We start from the raw sequence: 18179 nt of genomic DNA, 5'->3' as shown, positions 1-18179 counted from the left end.
AAAACCACATTGGTCTAACCACCAGTAGAAAAGAAATAGCTGCCTAAACACTAGGTAGCCCCACTACGTGTCCACGATTTGCGGGCAACCCCACTTCCAAAAGGCAGGGTCCAGAAGATAAACATCTTGCGTCAAGGAGTTGTAGAAAATGAAGTTCAATTTTGAGGTACCTGAACCGTTGCAGCTATCTGCACCTGTTTCATATTACGAAAATCTTCTGTCTGATTACCGATGCCGAGACATTTCATTTCTCAAGATGTCTACTACGAGTCAGGTTCTTGGGAAATGTGTAATTGGGGGAATAAACTACGCCATTAAAGGCTCCGAGACTGCCGGATTGATTACCTCAATAGAGATCTTGGATGCGCGGGAGTCAGATAGCTTCCTTGATATCCCACTGTCATTGTCAAGCCGAAAGTTTGTAAAAGCCCTAAAAGATGTGGGGATCGAATTTGAGCACGACCGTGACGGCATAACCATTCCCCACGACAAAGGGACAATCGCATTGTCGTACGAATTCGGCAAAGTTGTAGCTATTTACTGGGGTAGCTAGCCAATATCAATCACGCGAGTGCGCAGTCTGACTTACGCGACAGCCTAACCAAATGCCTTGACGTATTAAACAACCGACGAAGAAGGAAGTGCATCGAGAAAATGAATATTGAAGGTACCTGCCCCTTGCCCGTAAAGCCCGGTATGACGGTGAACCAGGCTACTAAAGCATGCTATGACTCGGAGTTAGCTGCGGATACGTATGAGGAACAGTTTGAAGGCTGGGTTGATATCGAAGCACTCGAGCCTGGTGATCCTGGCCGCAAGATTGTGTGCTGTGTGGAGGACGGTAAGTGCGTCACCGTTGAAATGAAGTACATGGAGGTGCCAATCACGGATACTTTCTATGGCGTTGACCTTAATCGTCGCCCCGCCGAGACCGCGCAAGAGAGCACTGAACGAGTCGCACAAGAGCTACAACGCCAAGGAATCCGCACCGAGATAAATGATTTCCTCATCCTCCTGCCTGACCAATTAGTCGCACTCGAAGTCGACGAAGGCGTTGCGTGGTTTGATCCTGAATATTGGAGTCTCGAGGATTTTCTTGAAACGTCGTTCCTTGCCTAGAGAAAAGTAATCCTTAGGTGTTAGCGAACGAAGCGGCAACACCATGCTTTAACGGAAAACATTTAGGGTAAGCCCCAACTTTGGCGAAAGTTCTAGTTTCCCGCTTTGTACTGCGGTATATGGCTAAGGTCGTTGCGCTCGTATTGCGAGCAAGGATCTGAACCTTGTTAGGTAGCTCCCGAACATCTAGCCCTGTAGGGCTGGAAGGAAATATAAGCTACACCCTGTAGGACATGAATCCCATTGTTGAGGCTTCAGCATCTTCGTGAATGGCCCCAAAAGAACATACAGTGTATTTCTTGTGGCATGAAGGGTGCGGAAGCGGCGGAGAGATGTCGGTGAGGCGTTGCGTATCGCCGGTCTCCTTTTGGACCCCATCCTGGGCGGGGATCCTGCCACCGCGGCTGGGGTGTGGGACCCTGTCAGCCTTGCTTGGCGGTAGGCGACGTCTCCTGCCCGCCACCGGCGTCTGGGAGCGGGGCGGGCATGACCCGCGGTGTGTTATCGCTGGCGGATTTTCTCGGCCTGCGCCTGGACCATGCGGGTGAATTCTTCGGGTGCGACTTCGGGGGAGCCGGAGACTGTGTAGGTGGCCCCGTCGATCTCGACGTAGGCGATGCGGCTGACGGAGCCGTTGTCACCGGAAAGGGGGGAGGAGGACTGCGTCAGGGTTACCTCGGCGGCGGTGACGGAGTCGGCGCCGTCGACGCGCAGCTCCATGGGTGCCGCAGTATAGGACGTGGATCCGCCGGCGTGAGCCCTGGTGATCGACTCGCATACCGACACGTCACGGGGGTGGTTCAACAGCTGCGGGTCGGATGAGACGGCGACGCTAAGTGTCGCGTCAGTGGACTCGTTGGTGAAGTCGCGGGCCGCGATAGCGTCGGGGTTCTGAACGATTTTGGAGATGTAGGTCACGCCGGTGGGGGTTAAGGCGGCGCATTCGGCCGGGTCGGCGGTGACTTCCTGGGCCATAGAGACCATGTCCTGGTTGATGCCGGGGTTTTCGGCTTCTTGGTCCTGGATCATCTGGTTGATGCTGTCCATGCTGTAGCCCTGCGGGGCGGCGGTGTCGTCGACGACGGTGGTGTGGGGATCGACGGGGCCCTTGTCGACTGTCGGGGAGGCAGAGACCCCGGTGGCGGGGTTGTCCCCGGTGTCCTGGTTGGTGGAGCAGGCGCCGACGGTGGTGCAGGCGGCGGCGAGGGCGAGGGCGGGCACTATGTGTCGGTTCATGCACACACAGTAACAAACACCCCGGTCATGCCCCCTGGCTGGCTGGGGATCGGAGGTGCGCGGGGCGAACATGTGTCGGGTCCCGCCGCCATGAATTCCGGTGCGGGGGCACGTGGGGTGAGTTACCATTGCCGCATGCTGTCGCTTTACGAGGAATTTCCTGATGCCCCTGTTACGCAGAGGAGCGCTAAGGAAGAGGAAGTCGAATTCCACTTCATCGTCTCCTCGGTGCCGGAAAAGAGGGTCGTGGGTGACGACTACGCCAAAGACAAGCTCAAACTCCAACTTATGCTTATGCCTGGTGTAGCTCTCCGGTTACTTCCCGACGGGGAAGTAACCACCGGAAGTATCCATGTGCGTTACCCGCACCTGTTTCACACCCGGCAGGGAAAGACGCTCTGGGATCCGCGGGAAATCGCCGATCTGGAGCCGTTCAAGGTGTATCGCGCGCGGGGTAGCTACTTCTTTTCCGATATAAGGAAGGAACCCTACGTCACCATTTGGGAAATGCTTGACCCGCTGCCCGACCCAGAGATGGAAGAACTCTCGGCCAAGACTGCCGAACCGGTGATCCTGGAGGCCAATATCGGACAACTGGTCCTTGACCGGACGTTCCCGAGTTTCGAGGGTAAAGCGGACGACCTCGGCGTCAAGGTCAGTATGTGGTACGAGGGGCCGGAACTGCTCCTCGCGGGCCAGGGGAACATGGCGAAGAAGTTCAAGTCGGCGCTGAACTTCATCAACAACGTCCTCTCCCAGGAGTACCTCGATAAAGCGCGCATGCTGGGGGCCGAAAAAGCGCTTCCGGCCGCGAACCGGTGGCGCCACGATGTGGCCGAGGCGGAAGGGAGGCCGACACCCGCCCCGAAACTCGGGGTGGAGGACGTCTACGCCAAGCTGACTCCGACTGTGGTGAACATTCCCCACAGGGGAAACGTTGGTGTCGAGTTCGACGACGGGTACATGTTCGGAGGGCACCCCGTGACGGTGAAGACGAAGAGGGACGGAACTCCCACCTCGATCGAGATGGACGTCTAAGATGACGGTTTTGTTGGTTGATCGGCTCGGGGTATAGATCTACAGGGATATAGTTATAAGCTACCTGGGAAAATCGATAAACCCGCAGGTTGAAGTGCCTTCGGGTGGGTAAATATGCGCAGTCTTCGCTGAAGCCGTTGCAGCCAGTACCCGCTTTATTGCAACGCGGAGGTAAGACGCATGACATTATCCACGTAGCGGCGGATAAATCCGCGCTCATTCCATTCCTCAAGGGTCAGCTCGTGGCATACGGCCCGGTAGTTGGATACGAGCTGGTTGAACTGGTCAATGAGGTCTCCCTTGGCCACCAGCATGGTGGATTCGTAATTTAGGCCGAACGAGCGCGGGTCCATATTGGAGGAGCCGAACATGCACAGCGGATCGCGGCCGGGGTCATCCGGGTCGGTGATGATGAACTTGGAGTGCAGAACAAAGGGATAGGGGAATTGGTAGATGTGCACGCCCGCCTCCAGCAGCGCCTGGTAGTAGGAGGATTGGGCGTGGTTGACCATGAATTGGTCCGCCTTGGCAGAGACATAAAGTTCCACGTCCACGCCGCGGTAGCAGGCGGTGGTCACGGCCTCCAGTAGGGATTCATCCGGGACGAAGTAGGGCGAGCACAGTACCAGCCGGTCCTTGGCGTGGTGTACCAGGGAGTTGAACATGCGCAGGTTGGGCTCAGTGGTGTAACCCGGCCCGGAGGGGATTATCTGGAGGTGGTTGGCGTCGGCAGTCTGGGCGTCGTCATATGGCAGCTCATCCAGTGGCAGGTTCTCTTCTGCCTCGAGGTACCAATCCACGGCGAAGATTGCGGACATGGAGGTCACAATCGGGCCGGAAAGCTCCACCATGTAGTCAATCCAGTAGCGGTCCTTGGTCTTGTACTGGCGCTTAATCATATTCAGCGAGCCAATAAAGCCCACCTTGCCATCGATAATCACCAGCTTGCGGTGATTGCGCAGGTCAGGGCGGCGGAAGCGGCCCTTGTGCAGCTGGATGGGCAGCATGAGATGCCAGTCGACGCCAATCTCCGTTAGCCGCTTGCCCAGCTTGAAGTAGCCCTTGTACTTGAAGCTGCCGATCTGATCCAAGAGCAAGCGCACCTTTACACCTCGGGCGGTAGCCCTGCGCAGCGACTCAAAGAAGACGTCTGTGGTCTCATCCCAGGACTGGATGTAGATCTCGATGGATACATACTTCTCGGCGCGGTCAATAGCGGCGGCAATGGCGCGAATGGACTCGTCATAATCCGCGTGCAGGCCAAGGTTATGGCCCACCAATGCTGGGAACCCAGTCAGCTCGCGGTTAAGCCGAATAACCGACTCTACTTCCGCCGAAAGGAGGCCCTGCGGATGATCCGGGGTGCGGGCTGTGACGTTTTCAATCTTCTCATTGGCTTCTTGCTGGATGCGGTGGCGACGCCGGTTGATATACGGCGAGCCCATGAGCAAAAACAGCGGCAGGCCGATAAACGGCAGCACCAGAATTGCCAGCAGCCACGCGGTTGAACTGGAAGGTCGGCGGCCTTCGGGCACGAAGCCAACGGCAATGATCTTGATGCCGTAATCAAGGATCAGGAATACGAGCTGCCAGAAGCTGAGATCAAGAGACCAAGACATTTATCGCACGGAATTGAAATCGGGCAGATTGTAATCTGCGAGAAGCGGACAGTGATCGGAGGTTTTATCGCCGGCGCGCTCGACCATGTCTACTTGCGCGCCGGTCACGTGCTGGGCAAGCGGGGCTGAAGCCAACTGGAAGTCGATGCGCATGCCTTCGTTCTTTTGGAAGCGCATGCCCTTGTAATCGAAGTAGGTATAGCGCTGGTCCTCCGTGAACCGGCGAGTAACTTCCTCGAGGCCTGCTTCTTCCAGCATCTGGAACGCGGCGCGCTCTGGCTCGGTGACATGCGTCTTGCCACGGAAGGCCTCTATATCCCACACGTCCTCATCGCGCGGGGCAATATTGAAATCACCGCTCATAAGCAATTTGGACTGCGCATGATTTTCCGCATAGCGCGCCAAGTGATAGAGAAAGTCCAGCTTGTAGTCATAATGGCGATCCGTGATCTCGCGGCCGTTGGGCACGTAGAGTGACCAGATTTCTACGCCACGGATGCGAGCCCCTAGTGCTCGGGCCTCACGGTCTTGCGGCTTTTCTGGATCTTTGGCAAAGCCTGGCTGGCCCGGAAAGCCGATAAAGACGTCCTCGGGCTCTTCCTTGGACACAATGGCCACGCCGTTCCACTGGTTGAGCCCGTGGCAGGTGACATGGAGACCCGCATCCTCGAAGACCTCGCGTGGAAACTTATCGTCTTTCACCTTAGTTTCTTGCAGGCACAAAACGTCGATGTCGTGCTTGGAGATAAGGTTCAGCGCCCGCTGTGTGCGGGTACGGACGGAGTTAATATTCCACGTGGCGATGCGCATGCCACATAGGTTACCTGGGTAGTGAGTCAAGCTCACTACCCAGCCCACAAGGAGTCCCATAACGTTCACCGCCCAGACCGGAAGTCCGCAGCGCGGAGAGCTAGTCGCGCAGGCGGGCGTAGATGCGCCGGTGCTGCTCGATGAAGCCGAGCTTCTCCGCCAGCCGCACGCCGGCGATATTCGAGGTCGGCGCGGTGAGGTACGCGTGCTCAGCGCCGTTGTTGTGGCCCCAGTGCAGCAAATGTTGGAGCGCGAGCGCTCCGTATCCGCGGCGGCGGAAGTCCTCGGCCACTTCGATGGAAGAAAGACCCAGCCACGTGGTGCCATCGCCGGATTCGCTCAGGGTGCCGCGGGCGATGGCGACGGTCTCGCCATCGAGGACCAGGCGGCCAAAGCCGAGCGGTCCCTCGATGTGAGCGCCAAGGTTCTGCAACGCCTCGGCAGGAAGGGCATCGGTGCGGGATTGATACATCGCCAGCCACTCGTCATCGGGCTGGGCGGTGAGGTGGAAGGTGGGGGAGGAAGAGGGGGCGTCGGCAAGCGTGGGCAGATCCCTCAGGACCATGGCGAGGATTTCTGGCTCGGTCTCCCAAGCTGGGTCGGCGAGCAGGCGCTCGGCCGGTTTGCCAATGCGCTCCGGGACCAACAGGCGCACCGGAAGGTTGTGGCGGGCGTAGAAGGCCTTAATCTCCTCCAGCGGCACTGGTGTAAAGCCGGCGGAAGGCCCCACAGGCACGGCAGAGTTGGAGTGGCCGGAAACCCCGTCGCTCGCGCGCAACAGCCAGGAACCGTCGCTGGTCCAGGCGTGGTCTGTGCCAGGGAAAGCCGCGGCCGCGGCAACCTCCACGGCGCGGATATCGGAATTGCGGACCATGCGCGGGGAAAGGCGCTTAATGATCTTCAGCTGCTCCGGCGGGATCTCCACCGCCTCTAGGTCGGAAGGGTAGCCGCCGACCTCTTGTGGGCGAATGACCAGTGGATTGAGGCTCAGCACATGTCCGATGACATCGCTATGCACATCGCCGAAGTCGCGCCGGGCCACCACGCGCTCGCCCACCTGGACGGCGTCGGAGCGGAAAATGCGTGACATTAGTCGTCGTGGCCGAAGGGATCGGCGTCCTCACCCGGTACCCAGGAATAGCCCGGCTCGGTCCAACCATTGCGCTTGATGGCCTTCTTGGCCTGGCGCTTATAGCGGCCGATGAGGGTATCGGTGTAGAGGAAGCCATCGAGGTGGCCAGTCTCGTGCTGCAGGCAGCGGGCGAAAAAGCCATAACCCTCGACGGAGATGTCGTTGCCGTTTTCGTCCTTGCCGGTCACGCGCGCCCAGTCGGCGCGGCCGGTGGGAAAGCCCTCGCCCGGCACGGAGAGGCAACCCTCGTCATCGGAGCCGTCATCGGCAGGCATGGTCTCTGGAATCTCGGAGGTCTCCAGCACGGGGTTAATGACGCAGCCCTTGCGCATGCCCGCCTCCTCGGACGGCAGCTCGGTGCCATTGGGGCCGTCCGTATCGGGGCAGTGGTAGACAAAGAGGCGCTTGCCAATTCCTACCTGGTTAGCGGCCAGGCCCACGCCATTGGCGGCGTCCATGGTTTCATACATGTCCGCGATGAGCTGCTGCATTTCCGGGGTGGAAATCTCGGATTCTTCCACCGGTTGGGTGGGTTCGTGAAGCACGGTCTCGCCGTGGATAACGATGGGGCGAATAGTCATGCCTTACAGTTTAGGCATGAACCCCTTGTCTGACCTAGACGCCGCCATTTTGGACTTCGAGGAAACCGCGCCGCGCAGCATCGGCCGCAAGGAAGAGGCCATCCGCGCGCAGCTGGACATCTCCCCGGTGCGCTACCACCAGCGCCTTAACCTGCTTCTCGACGCCCCCGCGGCCGCCCAATCCCATCCCCTCCTGGTTGCACGGCTGCGTCGCCTGCGCGAGGAGCGAGAAGACACGCGGCGCGCCGCGCGGGGAAATACCTCAGATAGTTAATTCTGGGTACTAGTGTTGCGTATGTGACTAATGTGAATCCGGAAAATTCGACCGACAAGGTATCCGACGAAACCCGCGCCGGCTCTGCTGCCGGCGCCTCCGCTTCTAGTGCTGCTAAGCAGCGCCCCGCTGGCGGCGGCGCGCATGCTAAAAAGGGCGGCCTCCCGCTGCGCGGCTTGGCGATGGTCCTCATCGCCGTGGCCGTCATGCTCGGCCTCTGGGCTTTGTACTCCATGACCTCGGGCGACGATGACTCCACCGTTGCCTCCGAGAGCACGCAGGAAAACTCCACCGGTTCCACCATCGGTGCCGCGCCCGAAGGCTCCGCTGGCCCCGACGCCGCAGGTTCCCGTGCCCCTGGCGCTTCCGAAGGTGCTAGCGCCCCAGCCCCCGCACCGGCGCCAGGTGAGGGCGAAGGCGACGGCGCAGGCGACCAAGCTGCCTCCGGCGCTGCCGATGAGCGAGCCGCGGCCGAGGGAGATGCCGCCGCAGGCGAGGAAAACGCCCACTCCGCCGCGCGCGACCGCAACGATATTAAGGTCAGCGTCCTCAATAACTCCGGCGAGGTAGACAAGGCTAAGAAGGAAGCCGATTCCCTCAAGGGCGGCGGCTTCAAGGTTGGCTACGTGGGCAACCTGCCGGGCGATGTCCTCACCGTTCCAAAGACCACCGTCTTCTTCCCCGAGGGTGACGCCTCCGCTGAGGCACTGGCCAAGGAGGTCGCCGCCCGCTACCAGGCCGATATCGCTCCGATGAACCGCGACCTGCCTAAGGAAGCAACCGATGACGGTGCCGTCGTCGTCGCCCTGGCGGTACCGCAGGCCTAAGCAAGCCGCGCACCTAATTTAAAGTCCAAGGCCCTCCGGCCGAAGAGCAAGTACCATAGTTCTTCGGCCGAATGCCTTGGACTTTTTGTGATCTGAACTTTTCCGCGCCCGCAGGACCGCCGGTGCGAACAGGTTAAATAAAATTCACGTCTTAATACCTGTCACCCGTTAAGCTGAATGGGTGAAGATCCCGGCAGAACAATTCGCCCGCTCTCCCGAACCAACGCTCGGCGTGGAATGGGAGGTGGCGCTCGTGGACCGCGACACGCGCGACCTTGTCCCGCGCGGCGCAGAACTTATTGACCTCGCCACTGCAGCCCATCCCGAGATCCATCTGGAAAAGGAATTCCTCCAGAACACGGTGGAGCTGGTCACCGGCATCTGCCATACCGTGCCGGAAGCCATCGCTGACCTGAACACTTCCCTGAAAGCGGTGGAAGAAGCCGCCGATAAGCTGGGCGTAGACGTCTGGGCCTCTGGCGGCCACCCGTTTACGGACTTCCGCGAGAACCCGCTTTCGGATAAGCCCAGCTATCAAGAAATCATCGCGCGCACCCAGTACTGGGGCAAGCAGATGCTGCTTTGGGGCACGCACGTGCACGTGGGCGTTAGCCACGAGGACCGCGTATGGCCCATCATCAATGCACTGATGACCAAGTACCCCCACCTGCTGGCCATTTCTGCGTGCTCGCCCGGGTGGGAGGGCCTCGATACCGGCTATGCCTCCAACCGCACCATGCTGTACCAGCAGCTGCCCACTGCAGGCATGCCGTACCAATTCCGCGATTGGGCCGAGTGGCAGTCCTATATGCGCGACCAAGCCATTTCCGGCGTTATTAACCACACCGGTTCCATGCACTTCGATATTCGGCCGGCCTCCAAGTGGGGCACGGTGGAGGTGCGCGTCTCTGATGCGACGTCCAACCTGCGCGAGCTCTCCGCCATCGTGGCGCTTACTCACTGCTTGGTGGTCTACTACGACCGGCTTATCGACGCCGCGGAGCCCCTCCCCATCCTGCAGCCCTGGCACGTAGCAGAAAATAAGTGGCGCGGTGCCCGTTACGGCATGGATGCGCTGGTGATTACCTCCCGCGAGACCGATGAGGCCTGGGTCAAGGACGAGCTAGCGGAGATGGTGGACGAGCTTAGCCCCATCGCGCGCGAGCTGGGATGCGTCAACGAGCTCAACCTCATCCACGAAATTATCGATGACGGCGCCGGCTATGAGCGGCAGCGCCGCCTCTTCAAAGAATCCGGCAGCTGGCGCGAGGTGGTCGAGGAGACCTGCCGCGAGTTGCGCACCTTCCGCCCGCTCTAAAGCGGCGGGCAGGCTGGCCTGGGGCTAGTCCTCAGGGCGCGAGTGGCGACCGTAGGCCGGGGTATCGGGGATATCGGTGATGTCCTGGGCCGCCGGGAACGCGCGCGTTTCCGGCCCTACCGCGGGCATTTCTGCCGTTTCATCGCTGACGGGTTGCGCTGCCCGCGAATGACCCTGGCCCCTCCGGTTCGTAGCTGCGGTATTAAACGAGCGCACTGGGCGTGCCCCGGCCTCCGCGCCAGCGGGCTGCGCAGGCAGATGGTGGCGGCCCGGGGCGGGCGCTTCCTCTTCCGGCTGGGTGCCAGGGATAAAACCCCACACCGCGTAGAAGGCGATAAAGAGGACACCGGCGCCGGTGAAAGCCAACATTCCCCATGGCTGCAGATCCCAGTGGTTGAGTGAACGGCTAGCCGCAGACAGCCACACGGGGGCGGAGATGAACGGCATGGTCACCGCGCACATAGCGAGCACCGACATGAGGCCAGCGACCTGCGCGCCGAGGAAACCGGACAGGCGCTTGCCCAGACCCTGGTTGACGGCAACTAGCACGACAACGGCTAGCGGCACCGTCCACACCCAATGGTGGTACCAGGAGAACGGGGAGACCAAGCAGGAGCTGATTCCGGCAAGCGCGAGTGCGGCGGAATTATTGCGGTGCTTCATCGCGGTGCGCAGCGCCAGGCAGGTCAAAATGAAGACCACGACCACGGCAGCGAGCCAGATCCAGCCGCCATCAATGCCCCAGGCGCGGACCATCACCGAGCGAATCGACTGCGCGCCAGGGTTGGTGTGCTCGCCCACGCGGGAGGACTTAAAGATAGCGTCGGTCCAGAAGTCGGCGGCATCCGGAATGGTCACGAAACCAATGGCCACGGTTACCGCGAACGTAAGGATGGCGATGATCGCTTGCCACCAGCGCTTCTGGAAGAGCAAGACCAGACCCATATAGGCCGGGGTGAGCTTCATACCCGCAGCCAAACCAATGCCGATGCCCGGCAAAGCGCGCTTGCGCGGGAGGATGTCTAAGGCCACCAGCAGCATCAAAAAGATGTTGATCTGGCCAAAGAATAAGGTGCCGTGCACCGGCTCATTCGCCGGGGTGCAGCACAGCAGCAAGATGCCCAGCAGCCAGATTGCCGGGGAGAGCTTGAGACCCCGCTCGCGCAGGACCAGCATGATGACCGTGAACAAGGCGAGGGCGGTGCCGCCCTGCCAAAGGAGGATCAAGGGGGCGTCGGCAAGCGAGGAAAGCCACGTGAAAAGGGTGCCGGAAAAGGGCGGATAGGTAAAAGGCAGGTCGCCAATATAGGCATTATCGTAGAGATCCGCGCCTTGGGCCACCTCACCGCCGGCGAGCCAATAAATCTTCAGATCCAGGGGAACGCGCCACACAAAGGCGCTATTGCCGTCGAAGATGCTGAAGCGGTAGACGATGAGGCCGATGAGAGCGGCGAGCAAAGTCACCATAGTGGGAAGCCCATAAAGCTTTTTCACGGTGAAAAGCGTCTCCTACTTGCGGCGCAGCGACTTCGCGGCGGGTCGGTCGTTGCGGGACATGGTTTCCTCGGTGCCGTACAGACCCTCACGGCGTGCAATACGCGAGGTGCGCTGCGCGGTTACCGGGCTAGTGAACATGGCAAACAGTACCAGCAAAACGAGTATTCCTAAATCCCCGCGCTCGGCAACGCTGAAGGATTCCGCGCCGGTGATGCGAATGATGGCGCCGAGGATGGTGAGGATAAGCCCTGTGGTTTGCGGCTTGCTTACCGCGTGTACACGAGACATGGTGTCCTTGAAGCGGGCGATGCCGATAGCCGCCGCCAAGGTGAGGACGCTGCCGCCGATTATCAGGATGAGCGAGAGCACATCTGCGATGAAAGACCAGCTCATTGATTATCCCTCTTCCTAAACCTGGTGACAGACACGGTGGAGATGAATCCCAGCAGCGCAATGACCAGCATGGCCGAGACCACCGTGGTATTGAGCGACCAGCACATATAGGTAGCCAACGCGCACTGGAACATCGCGGTAAAGCCGTCCATGCCCACCAAGCGGTCCAACGAATTGGGGCCGGTGACAATGCGCCAGACGGTGATGAGGAAGGAGACCACCAGCAGCGCGGCGGCCACCAGCAAAATTGCGTTATAGATCTGCGGATCCATTAGGGGTGGCTCCTTTCAAAGATGTCGATGAATGAGGCTTCAAGGTGGGCCACGGCACCGATTTCGCGCTGAATCTGGGCCTCATCGCGGGCGTCCAGGATATGGACGGTAATCATGCGGTTTGCAATGTCGATATCGGTCACCGTGCCGCCTGGCTGCAGGTTATACAGCGTTACGGCCAGGGAGAGTACGAACTCATTATCCAAGCGCATGGGTAGCTCCAAGATGGCGGTCTTGGGCACCGGCTGCGGGCGCACGGCCAGCCAGCCCACCTTGAGCGAGGCGTAGAACAGCTCCCAGAACCAGCGAATCATGAACACAACGAGCTTGCCCCAAGAAACGTCGATGCCGGTAATGGGCATGGCCGGCAGCGGCAGAGCAAAGACGATAACGGTGCCGATGAGGAGTCCGGCCACCACATTGCCCACGGTGATCTCTCCCATGAGCATGCACCACATGATGGTCAGCCAGACGATGAACCACGGGCGGAAGCGGTGGCGCAGGCCGGAAAAGCGTGCGTTAGTCATCGCTAATATCCTTCCTCTTAGCGGCGTCTGGTGTCTTTACAGTGCCGGAGTGGGAATCGCGGCCGCCGGCTTCTGGGTCGGTGCGGGCATCTAGTCCTGGCTGGGCGGGCGGCTCCGCATCCTGGGAGGGATGCCGGCGATTTTCATAGGAATCCGCTCCGCCGGTGTAGCGCTCTTTCTGGTTGAGGTGGCGGGTGGGGTCATCCGCGCGGTCGCCCAAGACCGCGTATTGATAGATGGACGTGTCCTGCGCGGATTCGGCAGCGCGTGAGGTCACGCCGGACATTGGACCGGCCAGAAAGGTAATGGAGGTAGACGCGGCCACCAGCAGAGTAGTAGAGGCGATCATGCCAAAAGGCACCCTGCCCACATCCTGGCGGGAGGAAAACTCGACCTCATCGGTGATATCGGAAAGCGGGGCCGGGCGGGCGAGCGCCACGTTACCTTCCGGGGCATCGGCGCGGTCGCGTTGGAAGCCTTTAGCCCATACCAGCATCATGACGTAGAGAGTCAGCAGCGAGGTGACCACAGCACCGACGATGAGTACCCACGCCATCCAGGAACCCTCATTCGCACCGGCTTGCAGCAAGATGATCTTGCCTAAGAAACCGGAGAACGGCGGGATGCCACCCAGGTTAATGGCTGGAATGAAGTACAAAATTCCGATAAGCGGGGCCGAGTACATCAGCGAACCCAAGCGGCGCAGCGACGAGGTGCCGGCCTGGCGTTCAACGAGTCCGACCACGAGGAATAGCGCAGTCTGGACCAGAATGTGGTGTACAGCGTAGAAGATGGCGCCGGAAAGCCCCTGGGCGGTACCGAGCGAGACGCCGAAGATCATGTAGCCAATGTGGCTGACCAGGGTAAAGGACAAAAGGCGTTTAATATCGGACTGCGCAATCGCGCCTAGGATGCCTACCAACATTGTGGCTAGGGCAACCCACATGAGCACGGTATCGAGCCCACCGGCAGTAAAGACGGAGGAGCGGGCGCGGATGATGGCGTAGACACCCACCTTGGTCAACAGGCCGGCGAAGACGGCCGTGACAAGCGATGGCGCCGTGGGATACGAGTCCGGCAGCCAGGCGTCTAGTGGGACCACTGCTGCCTTAATGCCAAAGGCTACGAGCAGCGTGGCAAAGATCGCGGTGCGGGTGCCTTCCGGAATGTCCTGCATCCTCTGGCCAACCTGCGCCATATTCACGGTGCCCACAGACGAATACACAAAGCCCAGCGCGAGCAAGAAAATCATCGACGAGGCCATGGACACCATCACGTAGCCCACACCAGCGCGCACGCGACCAGCCGAGGCACCCAAGGTTAAAAGCACATAGGATGCCACGAGGAAGACCTCGAAGCCCACGTAAAGGTTGAAGAGATCGCCGGCCAAGAAGGAGATGTTTACGCCCATGGTCAGCAGCATGTAGGTGGGCAAGAAGACTGCCACCGGCTCGTCCTTGGTGCCGTCGCGTACGCCCTGGGAGATGGCGTACCAAATGACGGAAAAGAGCACCACGGAAGAGGTAAAAAGCATCACCGCAGAGAGGCGATCCGCCACAAGCGTGATGCCCACTGGGGCGTCCCAGCCACCCACCTGCAGTGTTTGGATGCCCTCAAAATCCGCAATGAGGATCAACATGGCGTTGACTACCGCCGTTATAAGCAGCGAGAAAAATACGATTTGGCGCTGCACATTGGGCACGCGGGAAAAGATCAAGGCGAGCGCTGCGGCTACCGCCGGGATGATAATGGGCAGGGGGATGAGGTAGCCGATGTAGGGAAAGAGGGCATCGACAAGCGGTTGCATGGTCTCATTCATCGCGGGCCCCCTTTACAGGCTCCTCAAAGGACTCTGGACCGAAGTTATCGCCTTCCTTGGTTGCCCTGCCCGTAGTGGGATCGTTGGAGGCATCGTGATCCGGGCTTGCGGCCGCATTGCCGGGGCGTGCAGCCTTGGCGGCAATGGCGGTATCCTCCGCGTCATCTTCAATGACATCGTCCGTGCGGTAGCGGTACTGGCGGTAGGCCAAGGTCAGTATGAAGGCTGTTAGCGCCATGGAAATGACGATGGCGGTAAGGATCATTGCCTGGGCGAGGGGGTCTGCAATCTCGGCGCCATACGGTTCCGATTCGCGGCCATCGATGGGCGGGGAACCGGCCGAGCCGCCTGCCTGGAGCAAGAAAAGGTTGGCGCCATTGCCCAAAAGCAATAGGCCCAGCAGCATCTTGGTCATGGCGCGGTCTAGCAGCAGGTAGATGCCCGCGGCTACAAGCACGCCGGCGGCGAGCAGGAGGAAGAGGTTGGCTTCCATTTACTTCTCCTTTCCTGTCGTAGCGGCTGTGCTTGCCGTGGTGGCTTGTTTCTTTTCCTTGCGTTGCGCCCGTTGCGCCTTTTGCTTGGCGGTGCGTTGGCGTTGCTGCCGGGCCAGCGAGCGGGCACGATCGCGGGCGCGCTGCTTACGCATTTCCTCTTCCTCATCCAACTTGGCACCCAAGGAATTCAGGATGTAGAGCGTAAGGCCCACGACGATGAGGTAGACGCCCGCATCGAATACCAACGCCGAAGGCAGCGAAACCTTGCCGATGAGCGGAATCTCCGGTGAGGTGTACCCGCTGGTAAGCGGTGGGTGCCCAAAGAACATTGGGGCCACCACGGCCACCGCGGATAGGAAGAGTCCGGTACCCATGGTGCGGCCGGCGTCGATAGGCAGGGTTTCATCCAGCTCTGCGCGCCCGCCAGCCAGGTAGCGCAGGATAAGAGCCAGCGCGGCGACGAGGCCACCGGCGAAGCCGCCACCTGGTGCATTATGGCCCGCGAAGAAGAAATAGAAGGAAATCGCGACCATAGACGGGAAGAGCACGCGGGTAGAGACATCGATCATCAGCGAACGGTTGAGCGCCTGCTCTGATTCCACGCCGGCTGCCAGCCAGCGCCGCCCAGTAACTTGCAGGGTGGGGCGGCGGCTCGCGCGGGCGAAGGACTGGGTGCGATAAATCAGAGAGGCCACGCCCAACGCAGCGATGATGATGACCGTGATCTCGCCAAAGGTATCCCATGCGCGCAGGTCCACCAGCAAAACATTGACGGTATTGGCGCCGTGGCCAATCTCCTTGGCCAGATCCGGCATGAACTCAGAGATGGGCTTGGATTGGCGCGCGTTGATGGCAAACATCGCCACCACGGTTACCGTCAGACCCGTGCCCACCGAAAGCCACGCGCGTAGGCGCCCCATTTTGGGATCCTGCTTCCACTCGGTGGAGGCCGGCATGCGGCGCAGCACCAGCATGAAAAGTACCATCACGATGGTCTCCGTCAGCAGCTGGGTAAGCGCCAGATCCGGAGCGCCATGCAGCGCAAATATGAAGGAAAGCGTATAGCCGGTTACGCCAACGATAATGACGGCGGACAAGCGATTATCGGTTACCGTAGCGGCCACAGCGGCCACCATGATGATGAAGGCGGCCACTACCTGCCAAGGATTTTCCGCCACGATCATGCGGATATCGGTGAGGTCACCTTTAATGAGCATAGCTAGCGGAAGCAGCATCAACGTGGCAAAGATGACCGTCAAGTTCAGCTGCAGGGAACCGCGTTGCGTGGTTGCCGTCGTGTGCAGCGAGAGCTTGCGCAGATGAGCGATGACCGAATCATAGGCATCATCCGCATTGCCCAGAGCGGGGTAGGAGAATTGCCATTTTTCTAGCACCTGCCGTTGCCAGTGCAGGATGATACCGGCAACGATGATGAGCGCCGAGAGGCCCAGTGCCACGTTAAAGCCATGCCACAATGCCAGTTCGCTATGTGGCTTGGGGTCGAAGGTGGAATTGAGGTGTTGGTCAAAGGCTGCCGAGAGTGGCTTGGGGAATACGCCGAGCGCCACGGTCAAGGCGGTGAGCACGGCGGGGGAGAGCCAAAGCCCGATGCTGACGGGATGCATCTTGGCGACGGCCTCTGCTGGCTCCGTGCCATTAACCTCCTGCTTGGTAGCGAAGGCGCCCCACAAAAAGCGCAGCGTATAGGCCATGGTGAGGATAGAGCCGAGGACATAGGCCACGAGCATCATATTGCGCGGCATGCCGGCGAGCAGATCCTCGTGCATGGTGGCTTCCAGCACGGCCTCCTTGGCCACGAAGCCAAAGAGCGGTGGGACGCCAGCCATGGACAGGCCAGAGATGATAGCGATGCCAAAGAGGAAAGGCTCCCTGCGTCCCAGGCCGGATAGCTTGGTGATATCCCTCGTTCCCGAGCAGTGGTCGATGGCACCGACGACCATAAAGAGCGCCGCCTTAAAGAGCGAGTGCGCAAAGGTCAGCGCGAGAGCGGCCTGCATAGCCTCGCGCGAACCCACAGCTGCGATGGAAGTAATAAAGCCCAACTGGGAGACGGTGCCATAGGCCAGCACCAGCTTCAGGTCGCGCTGCTTGAGCGCCATCCAGCCGCCCAGCAGCATGGTAAATACGCCCAGGGAGATAACCACCACGTGCCAGGTGGCAACCTCATACATCGATGGCGCGAGGCGCGCGACTAAGTAGATGCCTGCCTTCACCATCGCGGCGGAGTGGAGATAAGCGGAGACCGGAGTCGGCGCCGCCATCGCACCCGGCAACCAGAAGTGTGCCGGCGCGATTGCGGACTTCGTCAGCGCGCCCGCCAAGATGAGCACGATAGCTACCGTCACGTAGGGCGTCTGGGCAAAGTGCTGATAGGCGGCGATATCGCTAAAGGTCCACGCCCCGGTCTGGCGTCCGAGCAGGATGATACCCATGAGCATGGATAGCCCGCCCAGTGCGGTGACCATGAGCGCCTGTTGTGCGGCGCGGCGGGAAGAGGCACGCTCCGCGTAGTAGCTGACCAAAAGGTAGGACAGCATGGAGGTAATCTCCCAGAACACGTACATCAGCAGGAAATTATCCGCGGCCACCAGGCCAAACATGGCGGTGGCAAAGCCCACCATTTGCGCGGCGAACAGGGCCAGGCGGCGCCGCGTTCCGTCAAAATAGCCCCAGCAATACACCAGCACCAGCGCGCCCATGCCCAAAATGATGAGGCTAAATAGCGCGCCTAGTCCGTCCAAGCGGAGACTAAAACTCAGGTTGGCGGACGGCATCCATTCCACGGTCTGTTCGACCGCGCCGCCGTCTGTGAAGGTACCGCGCAGGAAATGCACGAGAGTCCATACGAAGCCTGAGCCGGGAACCAGTGCCAAAATTCCAAAAGCCGGGCGACCCATTCGCATGATGAGCAGCGGCGCGACCACGGAGGCGGCGATAAGAGCACCCAGAAGTACTAGCACGTTGGTTACTGCGCTCCTTATGGTTGTGTCACGTTTTTATACCCCGCTGCCGCGAATACCACGAGCACACAACTGACGAGAGGCGAGAACATTCACGAGCCGCGCGCCGCTGAGTACGCCGCGGCGGCACAGTGCAAGCAACATGGCCGAGCGCGGGGCCAACTTTTTGTCACTTTACCGGTTTTTCTACGACTTCGAAAGGATTATTTTTATGGGCTGTATTATATGGTGCCATTTCGCGG

General features: G+C 60.1%; 18 protein-coding genes. 6 read left to right on the top strand and 12 right to left on the bottom strand.

Going from position 1 to position 18179, the window contains the following annotated elements; genetic code table 11:
• Positions 1-148 precede the first annotated feature (148 nt).
• Together QP909_RS09435 and QP909_RS09430 are read left to right on the top strand one after the other, a co-directional pair.
• Positions 149-553, top strand: a complete 405-nt coding sequence (locus QP909_RS09435) for a hypothetical protein (protein WP_284767052.1) — start codon at positions 149-151, stop codon at positions 551-553.
• Between the two features lie 101 nt (positions 554-654).
• Positions 655-1119, top strand: a complete 465-nt coding sequence (locus tag QP909_RS09430; RefSeq protein ID WP_005325594.1) for a hypothetical protein — start codon at positions 655-657, stop codon at positions 1117-1119.
• A 501-nt stretch (positions 1120-1620) separates the two neighbouring features.
• On the opposite strand, the gene QP909_RS09425 is transcribed toward QP909_RS09430, so the two are convergent.
• Positions 1621-2355 (bottom strand): hypothetical protein, encoded by a 735-nt coding sequence (locus QP909_RS09425; RefSeq protein ID WP_005325595.1) that lies wholly within the window; start codon positions 2353-2355, stop codon positions 1621-1623.
• A 135-nt stretch (positions 2356-2490) separates the two neighbouring features.
• Here QP909_RS09425 and QP909_RS09420 point away from each other — a divergent pair, with 135 nt between their 5' ends.
• Positions 2491-3393: a DUF2262 domain-containing protein gene (locus QP909_RS09420; RefSeq protein WP_005325596.1), complete on the top strand. Its 903-nt coding sequence runs from the start codon at positions 2491-2493 to the stop codon at positions 3391-3393.
• Positions 3394-3548: 155 nt separating this feature from the next.
• Here the strand turns inward: QP909_RS09420 and cls are convergent, their stop codons facing one another.
• The 4 genes from cls to QP909_RS09400 form a co-directional block, all read right to left on the bottom strand.
• Positions 3549-5012 (bottom strand): cardiolipin synthase, encoded by a 1464-nt coding sequence (cls, locus tag QP909_RS09415; protein ID WP_005325597.1) that lies wholly within the window; start codon positions 5010-5012, stop codon positions 3549-3551.
• Positions 5013-5822 (bottom strand): exodeoxyribonuclease III, encoded by an 810-nt coding sequence (locus QP909_RS09410; protein WP_005325598.1) that lies wholly within the window; start codon positions 5820-5822, stop codon positions 5013-5015. It lies immediately after the preceding gene.
• Between the two features lie 100 nt (positions 5823-5922).
• The gene (locus QP909_RS09405) at positions 5923-6912 is read right to left on the bottom strand and encodes an N-acetylglutamate synthase, CG3035 family (protein WP_284767051.1); all 990 of its coding nucleotides are present in this window, start codon (positions 6910-6912) and stop codon (positions 5923-5925) included.
• Entirely contained in the window at positions 6912-7535 is a 624-nt protein-coding gene (locus QP909_RS09400; protein ID WP_239278272.1) for a peptide deformylase, read from the bottom strand. The genes QP909_RS09405 and QP909_RS09400 overlap by 1 nt, the downstream gene beginning before the upstream one ends.
• On the opposite strand from QP909_RS09400, the gene QP909_RS09395 reads away from it, so the two are divergent.
• The 3 genes from QP909_RS09395 (at position 7534) to QP909_RS09385 (ending at position 9954) form a co-directional block, all read left to right on the top strand.
• Positions 7534-7809: a DUF3263 domain-containing protein gene (locus tag QP909_RS09395; protein ID WP_208853869.1), complete on the top strand. Its 276-nt coding sequence runs from the start codon at positions 7534-7536 to the stop codon at positions 7807-7809. The two genes, QP909_RS09400 and QP909_RS09395, sit on opposite strands and share 2 nt — an antisense overlap.
• A gap of 23 nt (positions 7810-7832) precedes the next feature.
• On the top strand, positions 7833-8636 hold the full coding sequence (locus QP909_RS09390; protein ID WP_284767050.1) for a LytR C-terminal domain-containing protein: 804 nt from the start codon (positions 7833-7835) through the stop codon (positions 8634-8636).
• A gap of 181 nt (positions 8637-8817) precedes the next feature.
• Positions 8818-9954 (top strand): glutamate--cysteine ligase, encoded by a 1137-nt coding sequence (locus QP909_RS09385; protein WP_284767049.1) that lies wholly within the window; start codon positions 8818-8820, stop codon positions 9952-9954.
• A gap of 24 nt (positions 9955-9978) precedes the next feature.
• Here QP909_RS09385 and QP909_RS09380 read toward each other — a convergent pair whose 3' ends face one another.
• Genes QP909_RS09380 through QP909_RS09350 form a run of 7 tightly spaced genes read right to left on the bottom strand, consistent with a single transcriptional unit; the run spans position 9979 to position 17937 of the window.
• A complete protein-coding gene (locus QP909_RS09380) occupies positions 9979-11448 on the bottom strand; it encodes a glycosyltransferase 87 family protein (protein WP_284767048.1) in 1470 nt (489 codons plus the stop codon).
• A gap of 15 nt (positions 11449-11463) precedes the next feature.
• A complete protein-coding gene (locus QP909_RS09375) occupies positions 11464-11844 on the bottom strand; it encodes a monovalent cation/H(+) antiporter subunit G (RefSeq protein WP_284767047.1) in 381 nt (126 codons plus the stop codon).
• Positions 11841-12116 carry a monovalent cation/H+ antiporter complex subunit F gene (locus QP909_RS09370; RefSeq protein WP_049360305.1) on the bottom strand — a complete coding sequence of 92 codons (276 nt, stop codon included), beginning with the start codon at positions 12114-12116 and terminating at the stop codon, positions 11841-11843. The genes QP909_RS09375 and QP909_RS09370 overlap by 4 nt, the downstream gene beginning before the upstream one ends.
• Positions 12116-12643 carry a Na+/H+ antiporter subunit E gene (locus QP909_RS09365; protein WP_284767045.1) on the bottom strand — a complete coding sequence of 176 codons (528 nt, stop codon included), beginning with the start codon at positions 12641-12643 and terminating at the stop codon, positions 12116-12118. Before QP909_RS09365 ends, QP909_RS09370 begins: the two co-directional genes overlap by 1 nt.
• A complete protein-coding gene (locus QP909_RS09360; RefSeq protein ID WP_284767043.1) occupies positions 12636-14462 on the bottom strand; it encodes a Na+/H+ antiporter subunit D in 1827 nt (608 codons plus the stop codon). The genes QP909_RS09365 and QP909_RS09360 overlap by 8 nt, the downstream gene beginning before the upstream one ends.
• Positions 14455-14955, bottom strand: a complete 501-nt coding sequence (locus QP909_RS09355; RefSeq protein ID WP_284767042.1) for a Na(+)/H(+) antiporter subunit C — start codon at positions 14953-14955, stop codon at positions 14455-14457. Before QP909_RS09355 ends, QP909_RS09360 begins: the two co-directional genes overlap by 8 nt.
• On the bottom strand, positions 14956-17937 hold the full coding sequence (locus QP909_RS09350) for a Na+/H+ antiporter subunit A (protein ID WP_284767041.1): 2982 nt from the start codon (positions 17935-17937) through the stop codon (positions 14956-14958).
• Between the last annotated feature and the right edge of the window lie 242 nt (positions 17938-18179).

This window comes from Corynebacterium sp. MSK195, assembly GCF_030228885.1.
Classification (GTDB): Bacteria; Actinomycetota; Actinomycetes; order Mycobacteriales; family Mycobacteriaceae; genus Corynebacterium.
The sequence above is the reverse complement of the archived record's forward strand: the minus strand, read 5'-3'. Positions and strand labels throughout refer to the sequence as shown.

Bases quoted from the DNA above. Each gene is read 5' to 3' on its own strand.
- cls (WP_005325597.1), bottom strand. From the start codon at position 5,012: ATGTCTTGGTCTCTTGATCTCAGCTTCTGGCAGCTCGTATTCCTGATC.
- QP909_RS09355 (WP_284767042.1), bottom strand. From the start codon at position 14,955: ATGGAAGCCAACCTCTTCCTCCTGCTCGCCGCCGGCGTGCTTGTAGCC.
- QP909_RS09430 (WP_005325594.1), top strand. From the start codon at position 655: ATGAATATTGAAGGTACCTGCCCCTTGCCCGTAAAGCCCGGTATGACG.
- QP909_RS09420 (WP_005325596.1), top strand. From the start codon at position 2,491: ATGCTGTCGCTTTACGAGGAATTTCCTGATGCCCCTGTTACGCAGAGG.
- QP909_RS09435 (WP_284767052.1), top strand. From the start codon at position 149: ATGAAGTTCAATTTTGAGGTACCTGAACCGTTGCAGCTATCTGCACCT.
- QP909_RS09395 (WP_208853869.1), top strand. From the start codon at position 7,534: ATGCCTTACAGTTTAGGCATGAACCCCTTGTCTGACCTAGACGCCGCC.
- QP909_RS09370 (WP_049360305.1), bottom strand. From the start codon at position 12,116: ATGGATCCGCAGATCTATAACGCAATTTTGCTGGTGGCCGCCGCGCTG.
- QP909_RS09405 (WP_284767051.1), bottom strand. From the start codon at position 6,912: ATGTCACGCATTTTCCGCTCCGACGCCGTCCAGGTGGGCGAGCGCGTG.
- QP909_RS09410 (WP_005325598.1), bottom strand. From the start codon at position 5,822: ATGCGCATCGCCACGTGGAATATTAACTCCGTCCGTACCCGCACACAG.
- QP909_RS09375 (WP_284767047.1), bottom strand. From the start codon at position 11,844: ATGAGCTGGTCTTTCATCGCAGATGTGCTCTCGCTCATCCTGATAATC.
- QP909_RS09360 (WP_284767043.1), bottom strand. From the start codon at position 14,462: ATGAATGAGACCATGCAACCGCTTGTCGATGCCCTCTTTCCCTACATC.
- QP909_RS09400 (WP_239278272.1), bottom strand. From the start codon at position 7,535: ATGACTATTCGCCCCATCGTTATCCACGGCGAGACCGTGCTTCACGAA.
- QP909_RS09425 (WP_005325595.1), bottom strand. From the start codon at position 2,355: ATGAACCGACACATAGTGCCCGCCCTCGCCCTCGCCGCCGCCTGCACC.
- QP909_RS09365 (WP_284767045.1), bottom strand. From the start codon at position 12,643: ATGACTAACGCACGCTTTTCCGGCCTGCGCCACCGCTTCCGCCCGTGG.